Source organism: Leclercia sp. UBA5076, from assembly GCF_002416465.1.
Lineage (GTDB): Bacteria > Pseudomonadota > Gammaproteobacteria > Enterobacterales > Enterobacteriaceae > Enterobacter.
In genome coordinates, this window is record NZ_DIAO01000004.1 from 502,079 (window position 1) to 521,607 (window position 19,529).

A 19,529-nucleotide genomic window follows, 5' to 3' on the forward strand; every position below is an offset into this window, starting at 1 on the left:
CCTAATCCCAGAGTGCAATGGTGTCAACAGCCCAGCGTGTAACTTGTGCGACTATCGCTTGCATCCCTTCGGCTCATTCATGAAAATGAGAAGCATTAACTTCAACAAAAACAGGATGCCCCTTAGTGAAACTGCCCGCCTATTGCCGTAACACCCTGCTTTTTATCAGCCTTTTATTTTCAGGATTAACCTCAGCCGTCGCCGCCGACTGGCCGCGTCAGGTGACGGACAGCCGCGGAACGCACACCCTTGAGAGCAAACCGACGCGGATTGTCTCCACCAGCGTGACCCTCACCGGCTCCCTGCTGGCCATTGACGCCCCGGTGGTTGCCAGCGGCGCCACCACCCCGAATAACCGGGTGGCGGACGGTCAGGGTTTCCTGCGCCAGTGGGGAGAGATCGCGAAAGAGCGTAAGCTGGCGCGGCTCTACATCGGCGAGCCGAGCGCAGAAGCGGTGGCCGCCCAGATGCCGGATCTGATCCTCATTAGCGCCACCGGGGGCGATTCCGCCGTCGCGCTCTACGATCAGCTCTCCGCCATCGCCCCGACGCTTATCATCAATTACGACGATAAAAGCTGGCAGGCGCTGCTGACCCAGCTGGGCACGATTACAGGCCAGGAGCAGCAGGCCGCAGCGCGGATTGCGGAGTTTGATAAGCAGCTCGCCCGGGTGAAAGCGCAGATGACGCTGCCGCCGCAGCCGGTGAATGCCATCGTCTATACCGCTGCCGCCCACAGCGCCAACCTGTGGACCGCCGAGTCAGCGCAGGGCAAGCTGCTGCAACAGCTGGGCTTCTCCCTCGCTCCCCTGCCCGCCGGGCTGAACGCCTCGCAGAGCCAGGGCAAGCGCCACGACATTGTGCAGTTAGGAGGGGAAAACCTGGCGACCGGGCTGAACGGCGAAGGGCTGTTCCTGTTTGCAGGGGATCAGAAGGATGTGGATGCGATCTACGCCAATCCATTGCTGTCCCATCTGCCGGCAGTGCAGAACAAACGCGTCTGGGCGCTGGGGACGGAGACCTTCCGTCTGGATTATTTCAGCGCCACCCGGGTGCTGGAGCGGTTAGAGACCTTGTTTAAATAGTCGTGCATGTTGATGCCCGGTGGCGCTGCGCTTACCGGGCCTACGGTTCGGGGGGGGGTTGTACCGTGCGGCCTGATGCCCGGTGGCGCTGCGCTTACCGGGCCTACGGTTCGTGCCGGTGTAGGTTTTGTAGGCCGGGTAAGGCGTAGCCGCCACCCGGCACATTCCACCGCGTTAAACCGTGGCAATCTCCTGCCGGAACCGGCGTAGCTCCGCCAGCACCACCAGCAATATCGCCCCCACTATCGCCAGCACAAACCCGCTGCTGCTCGCCGCCGCTACCGGGGTCATGATCGCCCCCAGCCCGCCGAGAATGGCGGCACCAATCGCATCGCCGGTGACGTTTTGCGCCGTCCACAGGCCGTTGATACGCCCGAGCATCGCCTCCGGGGTCTGGGTCTGGATCAGGGTGTACTGCAGCAGCGAACTCACCGCGCTCAGCCAGCCAAACAGCGCCAGGCAGATCACCCCCAGCGCCCAGACCGGCATCAGGCTGAAGAAGCCGATGGCGATAAACGAGGCCAGGGTCGCCAGCAGCATAATCAGCCCCGGACGGGCACTCTGCGCCAGGTTGCCGCTGGTGAGGGCGCCAAAGGCTGCACCCAGCGGGATGGCAGCATAGAGCAGGCCAATCTGTGACACGCTCATCTGCCACGAAATCGCCAGCGCCGGATAGAGCACCCGCACCGCGCTCGCCATCGTCAGCAGCCCGCCCAGCAGGGCGATGCCACCGATCAGCGGATTGCTGAACAGAAAGCGGATCGCCGCCAGCAGCGACTTAAGCGGATGCTCGCGCGGCTGGGGCGGAGGCGGCAGCAGCGGCAGCCGCAGCAGGGTTAAGGTGGTGATAAAGGTGCCCGCCGCCGCCAGGCCGTAGTTCCAGGCCACGTTCCCGGTGCCGAGCAGCAGGCCGCCGACCATCGGCGAGATCACCGATCCCAGACGCACGGTGAGCATGGTGATGGCTCCCGCCTGCATCAGGTTCTCACGCCCCACCAGCGCAGGTGTCGCCGCCAGCAGCGCCGTCACCCCTAATGATGCAAAAAAGCCATCCCACAGACCGAGGGCATAGATGGCAATTAATGACGGCTCCGGCAGCAGCGCGTTCAGACAGAGACCGACAAAGCCCACCCCGCAGGTGCCCCGCGCCAGCAGAATCAGCTTCTTACGCTCGTAGCGATCCGCCAGCACTCCGCCCACCATCAGGCCGATAAACATCGCCCCGCCGGTGAGGGTAACGGAGAGCCCCACCAGCCAGCTGGAGTGGGTCATCATCTGGATTTGTACCGGGACGGCCACACCGAGCAGGCCAAGGGATAAAATAGAGATAAAACGGGCAATAAAAACAGCACGAAACGCCGGATGGGTCTTCAGCAAACTCAGATTGAGCAGCCAGGATTGTCGGGTCATTACAAAGCCTTAATGGTTTCTTTTGTACCAATTCCATGGCCGCACATGCTAACATAGCTAAATAAGATAGATAACGATAATTACTATCATTATCAAATCATGGACGTAGCTATGTCGTACTCCCTTTCCGCGTCACGGGCCGTTGCCGTGCCCGGCTTACTGTTACTGCTCACGCTGGCGATTGCCCTCAGCCTGTTGGTGGGCGCCAAACCGCTGCCCTTTTCGGTGGTGGTGGATGCCATCTCCGCCACCTGTCAAACCGCCGACTGCACCATCGTGCGGGATGCCCGCCTGCCGCGCACCCTGGCCGGCCTGCTGGCCGGTGCTGCCCTCGGTCTCGCCGGGGCGTTGATGCAGACCCTGACCCGCAACCCGCTGGCTGACCCCGGTATTCTCGGCGTTAACGCCGGAGCGAGCTTCGCCATCGTGCTGGGCGCGGCGCTGTTTGGCTTTTCCTCTCCCGGCGAACAGCTGGTGATGGCGCTGTGCGGCGCCTTTGCCGCCTCCCTGCTGGTGGCCTTTACCGGCAGCCAGGGCGGCGGCCAGCTCAGCCCGGTGCGCCTGACGCTCGCGGGCGTGGCCCTCGGCGCGGTGCTGGAGGGGCTCTCCAACGGCATCGCCCTGCTCAACCCGGACGTTTACGACCAGCTGCGCTTCTGGCAGGCGGGCTCTCTGGATATCCGCACCCTGCAAACGTTGCAGGTGGTGAGCGTGCCGGTACTGATCGCCGCCGCCGTGGCGCTGCTGTTAAGCCGGGCGCTCAACAGCCTGAGCCTCGGGAGCGACACCGCTACCGCGCTCGGCAGCCGGGTGGCGCGCACCCAGCTGCTGGGATTACTGACCATCACCGTATTGTGCGGAAGCGCCACGGCGGTGGTGGGCCCCATCGCCTTTATCGGCCTGATGATGCCGCACATGGCCCGCTGGCTGGTGGGGGCCGATCACCGCTGGTCCTTGCCGGTAACCCTGCTTGCCACCCCTGCCCTGCTGCTGTTTGCCGATATCCTCGGTCGCCTTCTGGTACCGGGCGAGCTGCGGGTATCCGTGGTCAGCGCCTTTATCGGCGCGCCGGTGCTGATCTTCCTGGTGCGTCGCAAGCGCGGAGGTGGAGTGTGATGGCCCCTTCCCGTCGTTTAGTGTTCAGCTGCCTGCTGCTGGTGCTGGTGAGTCTCGCCGTGGCGATCGTCAGCCTGCAAAGCGGCGCGGTGACGCTTGATATGAGTCAGGTCTTTAACGCCCTCACCGGCAGCGCGCCGCGCAATATCACCATGGTGGTCACCGAATGGCGCTTACCCAGAGTGATGATGGCCCTGCTGGTCGGCGCGGCGCTGGGGATCAGCGGCGCGATATTCCAGTCGCTGATGCGCAACCCGCTGGGCAGCCCGGACGTGATGGGCTTTAACACCGGCGCCTGGAGCGGCGTGCTGGTGGCGATGGTGCTGTTTGGCCAGCACCTGACGGCCATTACGCTTGCGGCCATGGCGGGGGGTATTCTCACTTCGCTGGTGGTCTGGGCGCTTGCCTGGCGCGACGGGATCGAGACCTTCCGCCTGATCATCATCGGCATCGGCATGCGCGCCATGCTGATGGCCTTTAATACCTGGCTGCTGCTACAGGCGTCGCTGGAGACCTCGCTCTCTGCCGGGCTGTGGTTCGCCGGGTCGCTTAACGGCCTGACGTGGGCCAAAACCCTGCCCGCCGCCCCGCTGATCCTGCTGATGTTTGTCTGCGCCCTGTTGCTGGTGAAGCGCATGCGGCTGCTGGAGATGGGCGATGACAGCGCCTGTGCGCTGGGGGTGAGCGTCGAGCGTTCACGCCTGATGCTGATGCTGGTGGCGGTGGTGTTAACCGCCGCGGCCACCGCCATCGCCGGGCCGATCTCCTTTATTGCGCTGGTGGCGCCGCACATCGCCCGCCGCCTGAGCGGCACCGCCCGCTGGGGATTAACCCAGTCGGCGCTGTGCGGATCGCTTTTGCTGCTGGCGGCAGATCTCTGCGCCCAGCGGCTGTTTATGCCCTATCAACTTCCGGTGGGGGTGGTGACCGTCAGTCTTGGCGGCATCTACCTCATCGTCTTGCTTGTTCAGGAGTCCCGCAAGAAATGAGTGCCAATCTGACCCGCTTGCGCGGCGACAATCTGACCCTTGGCTACGGTAAGAAAATCGTGGCCGAGGATCTGCAGGTGGCGATCCCCGACGGCCACTTTACCGCCATTATCGGCCCCAACGGCTGCGGGAAATCGACGCTCTTACGTACCCTGAGCCGTCTGATGACGCCGCTGCACGGCAGCGTTTATCTCGATGGGGAGCAGATCCAGCGCTTCGCCAGCAAAGAGGTGGCGCGCCGGGTCGGGTTGCTGGCGCAAAACGCCACTACGCCGGGGGATATTACCGTCCAGGAGCTGGTGGCGCGCGGGCGCTATCCGCACCAGCCGCTGTTTACCCGCTGGCGTAAAGAGGATGAGGCGGCGGTAACCAAAGCGATGCAGGCCACCGGTATTACCGACCTGGCGGCGCAGAGCGTGGATACCCTCTCTGGCGGGCAGCGCCAGCGGGCGTGGATTGCGATGGTGCTGGCCCAGGAGACGTCGATCATGCTGCTGGATGAGCCGACCACCTGGCTGGATATCAGCCATCAGATCGATCTGCTGGAGCTGCTGAGCGACCTCAACCGCACCCAGGGCTTTACCCTGGCGGCGGTGCTGCACGATCTGAACCAGGCGTGCCGCTATGCCACCCATCTGATTGCCCTGCGCGACGGCAAGATTGTGGCGGAGGGGGCACCGAAAGCGATCGTCACCCCGGATCTGATCGAGCGGATCTACGGGATGCGCTGCATGATCATCGACGACCCGGTGGCGGGCACGCCGCTGGTGGTGCCGCTGGGACGGCGGTAGAAAAACGCCGGGTGGCGGCTACGCCTTACCCGGCCTAAAAAACCCTTATGGCACGAACCGTAGGCCCGGCAAGCGCAGCGCCGCCGGGCATTGTGGCTACCCCAATATTTCCTTCAACACCGGACCGATGTGCTCAAACGCCTGCGGGGAGATGATCTCCACATGGGCGCAATCCTGATGGTAGACCTCTAACTCCCCTACCCACGGCGCCCAGGCCTTGTGCGGATCCATCGTTCGCGTGCGTTCCGCAACAAACAGCGTCGCTTTGCCGTCAAAGGTTGAGCTGTGCGCCGTGGTCAGCAGGCGCACCGCATCGGCGTAGTTACCCTCGATGGCGCTAAACAGCTCCCCGGATGCCTGCCCCTGCTGGGCGGCGAGGAACGCCTGTCGCTCACGTTCAATCTCCGCTAAGACCTCAGGATCCAGGCCGTTGGCCTCTTTTTCGGACCAGTTTTGCGTCTCCGGCGGCCAGGTGTCGAGCAGGCCGAGGAACGCCACCTCTTCTCCCTGCGCGCGCAGGCGGGCGGCGATCCCCTGAGCCAGGGTGCCACCCAGCGAATAGCCGAACAGATAATAAGGCCCGCGCGGCTGTTGAGTCCGGAGCGTCGCCAGATGGTGTTCAATCACCTCATCCAGGGTCGCGCCGTTTTGCATCGGCCCCGGGCGCGGCGACTGAATGCCAATGATCGACCAGCGCGGATTCAGGTAGCGGGCCAGGACGCTGAACTGCCAGGCAAACCCGGAGGCCGGATGGAAGCAGAACAGCGTCGGGCCGTGGCTTTCGCGCAGAGGCAATATCGTCTCGTAGCCCAGACGCTGAGCCTGCTCGTCGCTGATGTCGGATGCCAGTAAGGCACTCAGCTTGCCCACCGTCGGGGCCACCATCACCTGGCCGGGGGTCACCTGACGGGCAAAGTGGCGGCTGAGGCTGGCGGCAAGGCGCATCGCCAGCAGCGAGTGGCCGCCGAGGGCAAAGAAATCCGCCTCGATATCGTTAACCTCACACCCCAGCAGGGCGGAAAACGCCGCGGCAATGGTCCATTCGGCGTCGGTTTGTGGCGGGCGCCCCTGGGCTTTAACCGTCAGTTCCGGCAGCGGCAGCGCCTTACGATCCAGCTTGCCGTTAGCACTGAGCGGCAGGTCACTGAGTTGCAGTAACACTACCGGCACCATGTGCGGCGGCAGTTGGGCTTTCAGCGCCGTTAAAAGCGCATCGCGATCCAGCGGCAGGCCGGATTCCGAAACCACGTACCCCACCAGTTGCCGGGCATCGCCGCCGGTATCTGCCGCCTGGTTGATGACGCAGGCGTGGGTCACCGCCTGGGCCACGTCCGGCAGGGTCAGCATCGCCCGGTCGATTTCACCCAGCTCGATGCGCTGGCCGCGAATTTTCAGCTGATCGTCGCTGCGGCCCAGATACTCCACCGCGCCGTTATCCAGCCAGCGGGCCACATCCCCGGTGCGGTACATGCGCTCGCCGGGGGCAAAAGGATCGGCGATAAAGCGGCTGGCGGTCAGATCCGGACGGCCCAGATAGCCCTGCGCCAGCTGAATGCCGGTGAGGTACAGATCCCCCGCCACGCCGAACGGCACCGGGCGCATCATCCCATCCAGAATGCGCAGGCCGGTATTCCACACCGGGAAGCCAATCGGCACGCTGTTGCCTTCTACTGCCGCCAGCTCCGGGCCATAAGCCGGATACCAGCTGACATCCACCGCCGCTTCGGTGGGGCCATAAAGGTTATGCAGCGGCACCTGGGTAAGCTGCTCCCACTCCCGGCACAGGGCGGTGGGCAGGGCTTCGCCGCTACAGAACACCTGCTTCAGGCTGGCGCAGCAGGCAACATTTTCCGGGGTCAGCGACGCGACAAAGGCCGCCAGCATCGACGGCACAAAGTGGGTGGTGGTGACGCCATATTTCCCGAAGAATTCCTGCATCGCCAGCGGATCGCGGTGCGCCTCCGGCTCGGCCATCACCAGCTTCGCCCCGGCGATAAACGGCCACCAGAACTCCCATACCGAGACGTCAAAGCTGCACGGCGTTTTTTGCGCCACCACATCCGCGGCGGTGAGCGGGTAGTGGTTTTGCATCCACAGCAGGCGGTTGACGATGGCGGTCTGGCCGACCATCACCCCTTTCGGTCGTCCTGTTGAGCCGGAGGTAAAGATGATATAGGCGGTCTGTTCCGGCCTGCTCAGGTGCAGAGGTCTGGCATCGGCCGCAGACAATAGTATGTTGTAACTAAAAGTCGCCACCGGCAGATGGTCAAAGCGCGGGCGCTGGTCGTCGGTAGTGATCAGCAGCGAGGGTTGCGCATCCTCGATCATCATCTGCAGGCGATCGTCGGGATAGCCGGTGTCCAGCGGCAGCCACGCGGCCCCCACTTCGACAATGGCATGCAGGGCCAGGGTCAGGAACACCGAGCGCGGGAGCGCCACCGCCACGCTGTCGCCGGGCTTCACCCCGCGCTCGCGCAGCAGGTTCGCCAGGGCCACCACCTGCTCGCGCATCTGGCGGTAGGTCAACTCGTATTGCGCATCGGCCAGCGCCGGGGCGTCCGGGGTTTTCGCCGCCTGCTCCGCCACCAGCCCGCTCAGGGTGGTGCGCGGCAGCGGAACCGCGGTCTGGTTAATCTTTTCCAGCTGCTGATATTCAACGTCGGAGACCGTTTCGGCCTCGCCGCAGCGCAGGTCGCTGTTGGCGGCAAACTGCGCCAACAGCCCGGGCAGGCGCTCGACGTGGCGCAGCAGGGTGGCCTCGTCGTAACGCTGTTTGTTGGCGAGGATCTCAATGCTCAGCCCGCCCTGCTCGTCCGGGAAGAGCGCCATCTCCAGATCGTTGACCGGGCCGGTGGCGAGGGTATGGGTCACCGCCTGCACGCCATCGATATCCAGCTGGTAATCAAAGACCTTGACGTTAAACACCGGGCCAAACAGCGCCTCGTCGCTGGCGGCACGCCCGCTGTCGCGGACAATCTGCTCGGCGTCGTAACGCTGGTGACGGCGCATCTTTTTCATCTGCCCGGCCAGGCGCTGGGCCAGCTCGGGCAGCGTCTCCTGCGGGTTGATGTTCACCGCCAGGGGCAGCACGTTCAGCACCGGGCCGGTGGCGGTCAGCGCCGCGGAGCCCATCCGGCGCATAAAGATAAACCCGGCGGCGTAGCTCATCCGTCCGGTCAGGCGGGCGAGCCAGAGGGCCACCAGCGCCAGGGCAAGGTCGGTGCGCTGGCTCTGGCTCTTATTCGCCAGCTGGCTGAAGGCCTGGCGATCGGCGGTCAGCTTCAGGCGCAAAATATCGGTTGTGGCGGCGCGCCCCGGCAGTGGCGCGCTGGAGAGCGACACCGGCGGCGGCAGCTGCTTACGCTGCTCCGCCCAGAAGGCGCCGTCGCGGGCGTATGCGTCGCTCTGCTGGTAGCGCTGATACTCCTCCACCACCTCCGCAAAGGGGGTAAACGGCGATTCCGGCGTGGCTTCCCCCTTAGACCAGGCGCGGTAAATGGCGGCGATCTGCCGGGTTATGGCGGGGAAACTGAAGCCATCTACCACTAAATGGTGATAGCGCTGATACCAGTACCATCGGTTATCTGCCACCTGAAGCAGGAGGTGGAAGGCCAGCGGTTGGCCGCTGTCGACGCGCAGATTCTGGTTGAGGTCGGCCTGCAGGGTTGCCAACGCGGCGGCATGCGGGTCGGCGTGATGGCGCAGGTCGATAATCTGCGGTTCCGGCAGGATAAGGCTCTCATCCACCCACTGCCCGATCTCGCCGTTATCCTCGGTAAACCGCATGCGCAGGGTATCGGCCTGCATCATGCCCGCCACCACCGCTTTCGCCAGCAATGGCGCATCCACCGGGCCGGTCAGCTCGACGTAGTGGGCCACGCTCCAGGCGTTGGGCAGGTCGGAGAGCTGTTCCGCCATCCAGATCCCCGGCTGGGCCGCCACGAGAGGATGTTTAACGCTCATGGAGTCACCTGTGCAAAATGGGCCGGGATCAGGGTTTGCCAGTGGGCCGCCAGCCACTGCTGACAGGCTTCCTGCGACTGCGCCTCACACACCACGTGCCAGCCGTCGGGCAAGGCGCACTGCTGCGGCCAGAGGCTGTACTGATTTTGGGCGTTTTGCACAATGGTGAACAGACCCTGCGGATCGTCGAAGGGGTTACTGAATTCCATACCAGACTCCATTATTAAATAAGCGGCTGCCAGAGAGTCATCAGCCCCTGCGTCAGCCCTCCCCGCCAGCAAAGTGCATCATGTCCGCCGTCCACCGGACGCCAGATAACCGGCTGCTGCGTGTGCTGTAGCTCGGCATACAGCGCCTGACAGGCGCGAAAAATCAGCGGTTCACGTCGCCCCGCCTCCAGGACGATGCGCAGCCCCTGGGCTGAAAGTTGTTGGTTTTTGAGTTGTTCGATAATGATGCCGTCGTGTTTGCCGCCGCGATGTGGCCACCAGAAGGAGCCCGACTGGCTGAGCACGCAGCCAAAGCGCTGGGGCCAGTGCAGCCCGGCATAGAGCGCCGAGAGGCCGCCAAAGCTCTGCCCGGCAACCACGGTGCGATCGGCGCGGTCGCTGAACGGCGCCAGGGCCTGCACCTGTGGCAGTAGCTCCTCCTGAACGGCGAGCCAGAAATCGGGATTACAGGGGAGCTCGCGGCTGCGATGGTCGGTGTCGATGACGTCGATCAGCACGTAGACTGCAGGCGGCAACTGACCATCGAGGGTGAGCGCCGTCAGCGCGGGCCAGACCGGCATGCTCTCGGCCCAGAACTGCCCGTCGAGCAGCACCGCCAGCGGACGTTCGTTTGGGGATGCTTCGCCGGTGGTAAAGATCCATACCCGGCGGGTGTTGCCGAGCCTTGCGCTCTGCCAGGTGATGCACTGCGCGGGTTGACAGGGGGTATCCGGCCGATCCCAGCCAGGCTGTAGCGGCGCTTCGGGCATTTCGAGAGCCGAGACCGGATGGCCTCGTCCGCCGCGCCAGTGCTGCGGGTTGCGCGGATCGGCGATAGCCTTTGGCAGCAGCCTGCGCCAGCCTTCGCGCAGGGCCATGCGGTCCGGCGGGTCGGAGGCAAACACCGCATCCGCAAAGTCGTCGTCGCGTTCAGAGGGGATAAAACAGTAGCTGCCGCGCCAGTGGGGGCTGAACTCGCCCTGCCACTGCCAGACGTCGGTGCCATTAATCCGCTCCAGCGTCTGGGGGCGGGCGTTATGGTGATGATCGGTCACGCCGGTGATATAGAGCCACACCTTTTTTAGCGGCGAGGTCTGCTCCGTGCCCTGCGGGTCGCGCCAGCAGAACGTCACCCGATAATGATCCCCCTCCCGCACCCGGTCGGGTCCCTGTTTCGACTGCCACCAGGCATCACTTCCCGTTTCCAGCGTCGTCACCGATTCAACCCCATGATTTGTTCTGAATTGTTGATTAAAGATAAACAATATCGATAATATTATTGATAACTATTTGCATTTGCAATAGCGTATGGGCGCGCTGTGGGAAGCGCGAACAGTTAATAACCATGCTCTGCGCTGCGTACTGACTCAGGATCGAGGGGTTTTCGCAGACTGCGGGCGATCTCCTTCCGCCGCCTCACCCATTCGGGACGGAGCCATGAGGCATGCGGCATCGAAAAGCAGGACATACAATGAATAATAAGCTTCACTCGCTGACCTTACTGGTCAATCTGGGAATTTACGGTGTGGCACTGCCTGCGATGGCAGCCGAAACCGCCGGGCACGAAGATACCATGGTGATTACCGCCGCCGAGCAGAACCTGCAGGCGCCGGGCGTCTCCACCATTACCGCGGATGAGATCCGTAAAAACCCGTCGGCGCGCGATGTGTCGGAGATCATCCGCACCATGCCGGGCGTTAACCTGACCGGTAACTCCACCAGCGGCCAGCGCGGCAACAACCGCCAGATTGATATCCGCGGCATGGGCCCGGAAAACACCCTGATCCTGATTGACGGTAAGCCGGTGACCAGCCGCAACTCCATCCGTCTGGGCTGGCGCGGCGAGCGTGACACCCGCGGCGACACCGGCTGGGTGCCGCCAGAGATGATCGAGCGTATCGAAGTGATCCGAGGCCCGGCGGCGGCGCGTTACGGTAACGGCGCGGCGGGCGGCGTGGTGAACATCATCACCAAAAAGGTCAGCAACGAGTGGCATGGCTCCTGGAACACCTACCTGAATGCCCCTGAGCACAACGAAGAAGGCTCCACCAAACGCACCAACTTTAGCCTGAGCGGCCCGCTGAGCGACGCGTTCAGCTTCCGTCTGTATGGCAACCTGGATAAAACCCAGGCCGACGCCTGGGATATCAACCAGGGCCATCAGTCTGAACGTACCGGCGCCTATGCCGACACGCTGCCCGCCGGACGTGAAGGCGTGGAGAATAAAGACGTGAACGGCGTGCTGCGCTGGGAGTTTGCCCCGATGCAGGCCCTGCAGTTCGAAGCGGGCTATAGCCGCCAGAACAACCTCTATGCCGGGGATACCCAGAACACCAACAACGACAACAGCAGCAACGGGCTGGTGAAGAAAAATTATGGCAAAGAGTCCAACCGGATCTATCGCCAGAACTTCGCCCTGACCTGGACCGGCGGCTGGGATAATGGCATCACCACCAATAACTGGGCGCAGTACGAGCACACCCGCAACTCCCGTCTCGGCGAGGGGCTGGCGGGCGGTCTGGAGGGGCTGTTCAACAGCGATAAGTTCACCGACACCGACCTCTCCGACGTGATGCTGCACAGTGAGATCAACCTGCCGATCGACTTTATCGTCAACCAGAACCTGACCCTGGGCGCCGAGTGGGATCAGCAGCGGATGAAGGATATGTCCTCCAACGGCCAGGCCCTGCAGGGCGGCGCCATTGCGGGAATGAGCGATAATCGCAGTCCCTACTCCGACGCGGAAATCTTCTCCCTGTTCGCTGAAAACAACATGGAGCTGACCGACACCACCATGCTGACCCCGGCGCTGCGCTTCGACCATCACTCCATTGTCGGCAACAACTGGAGCCCGTCCCTGAACCTCTCCCAGGGGCTGGGGGATGATTTCACCCTGAAGATGGGCATCGCCCGCGCCTATAAAGCGCCAAGCCTCTACCAGACCAACCCGAACTACCTGCTCTACAGCAAGGGCCAGGGCTGCTATGCCAGTGCCGACGGCGTGGGCTGCTACATGCTGGGTAACGAAGATCTGAAAGCGGAAACCAGCATCAACAAAGAGATTGGCCTGGAGTGGAAACGCGACGGCTGGCTGGCGGGCGTGACCTGGTTCCGCAACGACTACCGCGACAAGATTGAAGCGGGCTATGCGCCGATCGGCCAGACCTCTGCCGGGAGAACCCGCACCGATATTTATCAGTGGGAAAACGTGCCGAAGGCGGTAGTTGAAGGGCTGGAAGGCACCCTGAACGTGCCGGTCAGCGACGCCATCAACTGGACCAACAACATTACCTATATGCTGCAAAGCAAGAACAAGGAGACCGGCGATCGTCTGTCGATCATCCCGGAGTACACGCTGAACTCCACCCTGAGCTGGCAGGTGCAGCAGGATGTGTCGTTGCAGTCGACCTTCACCTGGTACGGCAAGCAGCAGCCGAAGAAGTACAACTATAAAGGCCAGCCGGCGACCGGATCTGAGCTGGACGAAGTGAGCCCGTACAGCATCGTCGGCCTGAGCGCGACCTGGGATGTGACCAAATATGTGAGTCTCACCGGGGGCGTGGATAACGTCTTTGATAAACGCCAGTGGCGTGCGGGGAATGCCCAGACGACGGGGAATGCGACGACAGGGGCGTATATGTATGGTGCGGGGGCGTATACCTATAATGAGCCGGGGCGGACCTGGTTTATGAGTGTGAATACGCGGTTCTGATGGTTTGTCGGTTGGGGGGACATGCGGCAATGGAGGTGGTTCCGTTCACCTTGCGTTCGCTGCTTCTTTGTTGACCTCGTCACCCGTGAACGTGTTAAGGGGGCTATCGCCGCCCCCTTAACAATCCCGGCTCCCGGCAAGAAAATCGCCGCTTCGCGGTGCCCTCAGCTTATTCCCTCCGGCTATCGGGTCGGGGGCGATCCTACATCCCTGTAGGTCGCCCCCTCTCGGCGCGTCCCTGCGCCTCGCCCCGGCCTGCGGTCAACGCTTCGGCGATTTTCAGCCGGACCAGGGAGCCGCTGTAAGCCCGTTGTTTTTTTTAATTTCTTCATCGCTGGTTTTTATTTTTTTGGTTTTGTAGGCCGGGTAAGGCGAAGCCGCCACCCGGCATTGTTGCGCCGGGCGGCACTGCGTTTGCCCGGCCTACAAACTAAATCGATCAACGCATCAAACGCCACCCGCCCATCCGGCGTTTGCAGTTTTGTAGGCCGGGTAAGGCGAAGCCGCCACCCGGCATTGTTGTGCCGGGCGGCACTGCATTTGCCCGGCCTACAAACTCAATCGATCAACGCATCAAACGCCACCCGCCCATCCGGCGTTTGCAGCCAGCGTGGGGCGTTGAGCGTGTCGGCGTAAAAGCTCACCAGGTCATACAGCAGCCCCTCCATCACGCGCGCCATCTCCGGCGGCAGGATATTGCTGATTAAAAGCTGCGTGACGGTCTGGCAATAGATGCCCAGCTGATCGCTTTCCGGCTCGAATGCGGGCAGACGGGAAGGCAGATCGCTAAGGGTGAAATGTTCCACCAGGTGCGCCGGGATGGGCTCGTTGAGCATGGGTTGCAACAGCGCGAGACAGGCACAAAGACGGGCGCACAGCGCCAGCTTTTCAGCGGGTTCGTCGGTTTCCAGCAGGGTATAAGCAAAACGCTCACAGTGATTCGCCAGCACGGTGAAATCCGTGTTGTGCGAGAACGGTACGGTAAATAATGGGTGAGTCTGGGTTGGGGTTGTAGCCATAGTGGCAGCCTCCGATAAAGTGTTTTAAACCCACCGTCAGAGGTTCCAATCTCATGGCGGTGGACTGAGCGAGGTTGGAACTACCGGCTTTATCGGATACCGGCGCATCTTACGATGCCCCCGCCAGCCCACCATTGAAGTGCAGCAGAGCGTACGACATAAGGCCTCTTATGTCATCGATAAAGTCAGTCAGGGTTCCAATCCCGACGCCTGATTTTGCAGGCGCAACAGGAAGATATCGCGAGGGTATTAAAGCGACAACCAGCAAAAACCATTCTCAGAAGCCGCCTCGCAAAAAATCAAAGCAACAATGAAAATCAATAAGAATAAGAGACTTACAGCGATGCCCGTGTCCGGCTGAAAATCGCCGAAGCGTTGACCGCAGGCCGGGGCGAGGCGCAGGGATGCGCCGAGAGGGGGCGACCTACAGGGATGTAGGATCGCCCCCGACCCGAAAGCCGAAGGGAATAAGCTGAGGGCACCGCGAAGCGGCGATTTTCGTTGCCGGGAGCCGGGGTTGCCAGGGGGGAGGCGGCGAGCCCCCCTGGCACGTTCACCGGTGACGCGGTTTACAGAGAAGCAAGGAACGTATGGTGAACGGAACCCCCTCCACCGCCACAAGTTCCACCACCCAGGCCCCCCTGCCCCGCCCGGCGGCGCTACGCTTGCACGGGCCTACAAAACACAAAACCTGCACCAGCAAAATCACAGCACTGAAGAATCGTAAAAAGAATAAATGACTCACAGCGACGCCCGTGTCCGGCTGAAAATCGCCGAAGCGTTTCCCGCAGGCCGGGGCGAGGCGCAGGGACGCGCCGAGAGGGGGCGACCTACAGGGATGTAGGATCGCCCCCGACCCGATAGCCGGAGGGAATAAGCTGAGGGCACCGCGAAGCGGCGATTTTCGTTGCCGGGAGCCGGGGTTGCCAGGGGGGAGGCGGCGAGCCCCCCCTGGCACGTTCACGGGTGACGTGGTTTACAGAGAAGCAAGGAACGTATGGTGAACGAAACCCCCTCCACCGCCACATGTTCCACCACCCAGGCACCCCTGCCCACGCCCGGCGGCGCTACGCTTGCACGGGCCTACAAAACACAAAACCTGCACCAGCAAAATCACAGCACTGAAGAATCGTAAAAAGAATAAATGACTCACAGCGACGCCCGTGTCCGGCTGAAAATCGCCGAAGCGTTGACCGCAGGCCGGGGCGAGGCGCAGGGATGCGCCGAGAGGGGGCGACCTACAGGGATGTAGGATCGCCCCCGACCCGATAGCCGGAGGGAATAAGCTGAGGGCACCGCGAAGCGGCGATTTTCGTTGCCGGGAGCCGGGGTTGCCAGGGGGGAGGCGGCGAGCCCCCCCTGGCACGTTCACGGGTGAGGCGGTTTACAGAGAAGCAAGGAACGTATGGTGAACGAAACCCCCTCCACCGCCACATGTTCCACCACCCAGGCACCCCTGCCCCGCCCGGCGGCGCTACGCTTGCACGGGCCTACAAAACACAAAACCTGCACCAGCAAAATCACAGCACTGAAGAATCGTAAAAAGAATAAATGACGCACAGCGATGCCCGTGTCCGGCTGAAAATCGCCGAAGCGTTGACCGCAGGCCGGGGCGAGGCGCAGGGATGCGCCGAGAGGGGGCGACCTACAGGGATGTAGGATCGCCCCCGACCCGAAAGCCGGAGGGAATAAGCTGAGGGCACCGCAACGCGGCGATTTTCGTTGCCGGGAGCCGGGGTTGCCAGGGGGGAGGCGGCGAGCCCCCCTGGCACGTTCACGGGTGACGCGGTTTACAGAGAAGCAGCGAACGCAAGGTGAACGGAACCCCCTCCACCGCCACATGTTCCACCACCCAGGCACCCCTGCCCACGCCCGGCGGCGCTACGCTTGCACGGGCCTACAACAGCCCCCTCACCCTACCGCCAGTTCCCGCAAGTGCTTCTTCAGCTTATGATACTCATCAATCACATACTGTTCCGCAGCCTGCTGGTCAGCAATCGGCTCCACACGCACGGCGCAATACTTATACTCCGGCGTTTTGGTAATCGGGCTCAGGTTCTCCGTCACCAGCTCATTACAAGCCCCAATCCACCACTGGTAGGTCATATAGACCGCCCCTTTGTTCGGACGATCGCTCACCTGCGCGCGGGTGATGACCTTCCCTTTACGCGACATCACCCACACCAGCGCTTCATCCTCGATGCCCAGACGCGCGGCGTCCGCCGTGTTGATCTGCGCATAGCCCGGTTCATCGGCCAGCGCCGCCAGCGCCGCACAGTTCCCGGTCATCGAGCGGCACGAGTAGTGCCCCACTTCACGCACGGTTGAGAGCACCAGCGGATACTCCTTCGTCAGCTTGTCGATCGGCGCGACCCAGTCGCAGGTATAGAGCTGCCCCAGCCCGTTCGGGGTGGAGAATTCCTTCTCGAACAGGTAATCGGTCCCCTGATCGGCCTCGGACTCGTCCCGGCACGGCCACTGGATATAGCCCAGCTCGCCCATCTTCTCGTAGGTGGCGCCATAGAAATCCGGACACAGATGACGCAGCTCATCCCAGATCTCCTGGGTGTTGTTGTAGTGCATCGGGTAGCCCATCCGCGTGGCAATTTCGCTGATGATCTGCCAGTCCGTTTTCAGGTCCCACTTCGGCTCAACCGCTTTAAAGAAGCGCTGGAAACCGCGGTCGGCGGCGGTGTAGACCCCTTCGTGCTCCCCCCAGGAGGTGGACGGCAGAATCACATCCGCGGCAGCGGCGGTCTTGGTCATAAAGATATCCTGCACAATGACCAGTTCCAGCCCCTCAAACGCCTTACGCACCGCAGAGAGCTCGGCGTCGGTCTGGAGCGGATCTTCCCCCATGATGTACGCCGCGCGCACTTCCCCATGGGCCACCCGGTGAGGTAGTTCGCTGATGCGATACCCGGTATGGGCCGGCAGTGAATCCACGCCCCAGGCTTTGGCAAACTTGGCCCGGTTTTCCGGGTTATTGATGTACTGATAGCCCGGATAGGTATCCGGCAGCGCACCCATATCACACGCGCCCTGCACGTTGTTCTGCCCGCGCACCGGGTTCACCCCTGCGTACGGTTTGCCGAGGTTGCCGGTCAGCAGCGCCAGGCTGGTGAGCGACCGCACGGTTTCCACGCCCTGGTAGAACTGGGTCACGCCCATGCCCCAGAGGATTGCCGCGTTTTCAGCCGCCGCGTACATCCGCGCCGCCTGGCGGATCTCCGCCGCGCTGACCCCGGTGATCGCCTCGACCGATTCCGGCGTATAGCCTTCGACGATCTTGCGATACTCCTCGAAGCCCTCGGTACGCGCCGCCACAAAGGCGCGGTCGTAGAGTTCTTCTTCAATAATCACATGCCCCATCGCGTTGAGCAGCGCGATGTTGGAGCCGTTTTTCAGGGCCAGGTGCATATCGGCGATGCGCGCGGTTTCGATTTTGCGCGGATCGCAGACGATAATCTTCGCCCCGTTGCGTTTGGCCTTGATCACGCGGTTCGCCACGATAGGGTGCGAATCCGCCGGGTTGTAGCCAAAAATAAAGACCATGTCCGCTTTTTCAATGCCGACAATGGAGTTGCTCATTGCGCCGTTACCGACCGACTGGTGCAGACCTGCAACCGATGGGCCGTGTCAGACGCGCGCGCAGCAGTCGACGTTGTTGGTGCCGACTGCCGCGCGGGCAAATTTTTGCATAATGTAGTTGGTTTCATTCCCGGTACCGCGGGATGAACCGGTAGTCATGATCGCGTCCGGGCCGTGCGCAGCCTTAATGGCGCTGAGCTTGCTGGCAACGTAGTCCAGCGCTTCGTCCCAGGAGACGGCTTCCAGCTTGCCGCCGCGCTCGCGACGGATCATTGGCGACTTCAGGCGCGGGGTGAGAATTTTGGTGTCGTTGATAAAATCCCAGCCGTAATACCCCTTCAGGCAGAGATCGCCCTGGTTGGTTTTACCCTGTGCTGCTTCAGCCTTGACGACTTTGCCGTTATTGACCACCAGGTTGATTTTGCAACCCGATGCGCAATAGGGGCAAACCGTGACGACTTTCTTCATCGGTGTTACTCCGTTGGTAATATGTCCCCAGCGGTATGCATTAACTATGCCAGCCTGAAAACTAAAATTAACTTATTGAAAATAAGAGGGATAAATGGCGGGAAGGGGTCCGTTCGTCAAAAGTGTCGTGACGAACGGACAGCGATGACGTTAGCGTACAACCAGGGCGTCGTAGCCTTTAAAGCGGTAGTTGATTAACGAGATAACCCAGCAGGCGACAAACAGCCCGACCACGATAAACCCGGCGTTACCGAGGTTATCGTTCAGCGCCGCGACGCCGTTCCACAGGCCACCTTCCAGGCCCAGCTTATCTGCCAGCAGGCCCAGCGCTTCCAGCCCGCCGATAAACAGCGCCACCACCACCGAGGTGCCGGTGATGGTCATGTTGTAGTAGAGCTTGCGCTGCGGCTTGTTGAAGGCCCAGCCGTATGCGCCCACCATAATCAGGTTATCGAGGGTGTCGATGAGCGCCATGCCGCTGGTAAACAGCAGCGGGAAGACCATGATCGCCCATACCGACATGCCGCTGGAGGCACCCGCCGCGGAGATCCCCAGCACCCCGATCTCGGTGGCGGTATCAAACCCAAGGCCAAACAGGAAGCCCACCAGATACATGTGCCAGCTGCGGGTGACCAGGCGAAACGCCGAGCGGAACAGCCAGTTCATCACCCCGCCGCGGGCAAACGACACCGTTTCCGGCACGCTTTCGCCGCGCTTCATTTTGTTAAAGCTGCCCCAGACGTCGCGCAGAATAACCAGGTTCACCAGCGCCATCGCCAGCAGGAAGAAGGCGGAGACCGCCGTGCCGATGGTGCCGCCGGTTTCGTGGAACCATGCCATATTGCGGCTGAACGCCGTGGCGGTGGCGGCGATGGCAATGGAGGCCAGCACCACAATCGTCGAATGCCCCAGCGAGAACCAGGCCCCCACGCCGCAGGGACGCTTGCCCTGCTGCATCATCTTGCGGGTGACGTTATCGATGGCGGCAATGTGGTCGGCATCCACCGCGTGACGCAGGCCATAGCACCAGGCCAGCAGGCTGGCCGCCAGCAGCGACGGCGTGGCGTGAAAGAGGTAGAACGCCAGACCCCAGGCGAGAATATTGGTTGCGATTAACGCCAGCATCAGCGCCAGGGCTTTGGGATGGTTATTGAAATATTTCATGTACATAGTCAG

12 protein-coding genes are annotated in these 19,529 nt (G+C 62.3%); 5 read left to right on the top strand and 7 right to left on the bottom strand.

Annotated elements, in window-relative coordinates; genetic code table 11:
* Positions 1-125: 125 nt before the first annotated feature.
* Positions 126-1,085, top strand: coding sequence for a Fe2+-enterobactin ABC transporter substrate-binding protein (gene fepB / locus B3X29_RS06045; protein ID WP_159339309.1), 960 nt, complete (start codon positions 126-128; stop codon positions 1,083-1,085).
* Between the two features lie 174 nt (positions 1,086-1,259).
* Here fepB and entS read toward each other — a convergent pair whose 3' ends face one another.
* Positions 1,260-2,495 carry an enterobactin transporter EntS gene (gene entS, locus B3X29_RS06050; protein WP_159339310.1) on the bottom strand — a complete coding sequence of 412 codons (1,236 nt, stop codon included), beginning with the start codon at positions 2,493-2,495 and terminating at the stop codon, positions 1,260-1,262.
* 111 nt (positions 2,496-2,606) lie between these two features.
* On the opposite strand from entS, the gene fepD reads away from it, so the two are divergent.
* Genes fepD through fepC form a run of 3 tightly spaced genes read left to right on the top strand, consistent with a single transcriptional unit; the run spans position 2,607 to position 5,391 of the window.
* The gene (fepD, locus tag B3X29_RS06055) at positions 2,607-3,611 is read left to right on the top strand and encodes a Fe(3+)-siderophore ABC transporter permease (protein ID WP_263951182.1); all 1,005 of its coding nucleotides are present in this window, start codon (positions 2,607-2,609) and stop codon (positions 3,609-3,611) included.
* The gene (gene fepG, locus B3X29_RS06060; RefSeq protein WP_159339337.1) at positions 3,611-4,600 is read left to right on the top strand and encodes an iron-enterobactin ABC transporter permease; all 990 of its coding nucleotides are present in this window, start codon (positions 3,611-3,613) and stop codon (positions 4,598-4,600) included. The genes fepD and fepG overlap by 1 nt, the downstream gene beginning before the upstream one ends.
* The gene (fepC, locus tag B3X29_RS06065; RefSeq protein ID WP_103178623.1) at positions 4,597-5,391 is read left to right on the top strand and encodes an iron-enterobactin ABC transporter ATP-binding protein; all 795 of its coding nucleotides are present in this window, start codon (positions 4,597-4,599) and stop codon (positions 5,389-5,391) included. Before fepG ends, fepC begins: the two co-directional genes overlap by 4 nt.
* A 96-nt stretch (positions 5,392-5,487) precedes the next feature.
* Here the strand turns inward: fepC and entF are convergent, their stop codons facing one another.
* Genes entF through fes form a run of 3 tightly spaced genes read right to left on the bottom strand, consistent with a single transcriptional unit; the run spans position 5,488 to position 10,780 of the window.
* A complete protein-coding gene (gene entF, locus B3X29_RS06070) occupies positions 5,488-9,354 on the bottom strand; it encodes an enterobactin non-ribosomal peptide synthetase EntF (RefSeq protein ID WP_159339312.1) in 3,867 nt (1,288 codons plus the stop codon).
* Entirely contained in the window at positions 9,351-9,563 is a 213-nt protein-coding gene (locus tag B3X29_RS06075) for an MbtH family protein (RefSeq protein WP_103178621.1), read from the bottom strand. Before B3X29_RS06075 ends, entF begins: the two co-directional genes overlap by 4 nt.
* A 14-nt stretch (positions 9,564-9,577) precedes the next feature.
* Positions 9,578-10,780: an enterochelin esterase gene (gene fes / locus B3X29_RS06080; protein ID WP_159339313.1), complete on the bottom strand. Its 1,203-nt coding sequence runs from the start codon at positions 10,778-10,780 to the stop codon at positions 9,578-9,580.
* Positions 10,781-11,034: 254 nt separating this feature from the next.
* On the opposite strand from fes, the gene B3X29_RS06085 reads away from it, so the two are divergent.
* Positions 11,035-13,275, top strand: a complete 2,241-nt coding sequence (locus B3X29_RS06085; RefSeq protein ID WP_159339314.1) for a TonB-dependent siderophore receptor — start codon at positions 11,035-11,037, stop codon at positions 13,273-13,275.
* Between the two features lie 557 nt (positions 13,276-13,832).
* On the opposite strand, the gene B3X29_RS06090 is transcribed toward B3X29_RS06085, so the two are convergent.
* The 3 genes from B3X29_RS06090 to B3X29_RS06100 form a co-directional block, all read right to left on the bottom strand.
* Entirely contained in the window at positions 13,833-14,294 is a 462-nt protein-coding gene (locus B3X29_RS06090) for a hypothetical protein (protein WP_159339315.1), read from the bottom strand.
* 1,911 nt (positions 14,295-16,205) lie between these two features.
* The gene (gene fdhF, locus B3X29_RS06095) at positions 16,206-18,353 is read right to left on the bottom strand and encodes a formate dehydrogenase subunit alpha (RefSeq protein WP_159339316.1); all 2,148 of its coding nucleotides are present in this window, start codon (positions 18,351-18,353) and stop codon (positions 16,206-16,208) included.
* Between the two features lie 150 nt (positions 18,354-18,503).
* Positions 18,504-19,517 (bottom strand): HoxN/HupN/NixA family nickel/cobalt transporter, encoded by a 1,014-nt coding sequence (locus tag B3X29_RS06100; RefSeq protein ID WP_409201135.1) that lies wholly within the window; start codon positions 19,515-19,517, stop codon positions 18,504-18,506.
* Positions 19,518-19,529: the final 12 nt, after the last annotated feature.

Bases quoted from the DNA above. Each gene is read 5' to 3' on its own strand.
- entS (WP_159339310.1), bottom strand. From the start codon at position 2,495: ATGACCCGACAATCCTGGCTGCTCAATCTGAGTTTGCTGAAGACCCAT.
- fepD (WP_263951182.1), top strand. From the start codon at position 2,607: ATGTCGTACTCCCTTTCCGCGTCACGGGCCGTTGCCGTGCCCGGCTTA.
- fepG (WP_159339337.1), top strand. From the start codon at position 3,611: ATGGCCCCTTCCCGTCGTTTAGTGTTCAGCTGCCTGCTGCTGGTGCTG.
- fepC (WP_103178623.1), top strand. From the start codon at position 4,597: ATGAGTGCCAATCTGACCCGCTTGCGCGGCGACAATCTGACCCTTGGC.
- entF (WP_159339312.1), bottom strand. From the start codon at position 9,354: ATGAGCGTTAAACATCCTCTCGTGGCGGCCCAGCCGGGGATCTGGATG.
- B3X29_RS06075 (WP_103178621.1), bottom strand. From the start codon at position 9,563: ATGGAATTCAGTAACCCCTTCGACGATCCGCAGGGTCTGTTCACCATT.
- B3X29_RS06085 (WP_159339314.1), top strand. From the start codon at position 11,035: ATGAATAATAAGCTTCACTCGCTGACCTTACTGGTCAATCTGGGAATT.
- B3X29_RS06090 (WP_159339315.1), bottom strand. From the start codon at position 14,294: ATGGCTACAACCCCAACCCAGACTCACCCATTATTTACCGTACCGTTC.
- B3X29_RS06100 (WP_409201135.1), bottom strand. From the start codon at position 19,517: ATGAAATATTTCAATAACCATCCCAAAGCCCTGGCGCTGATGCTGGCG.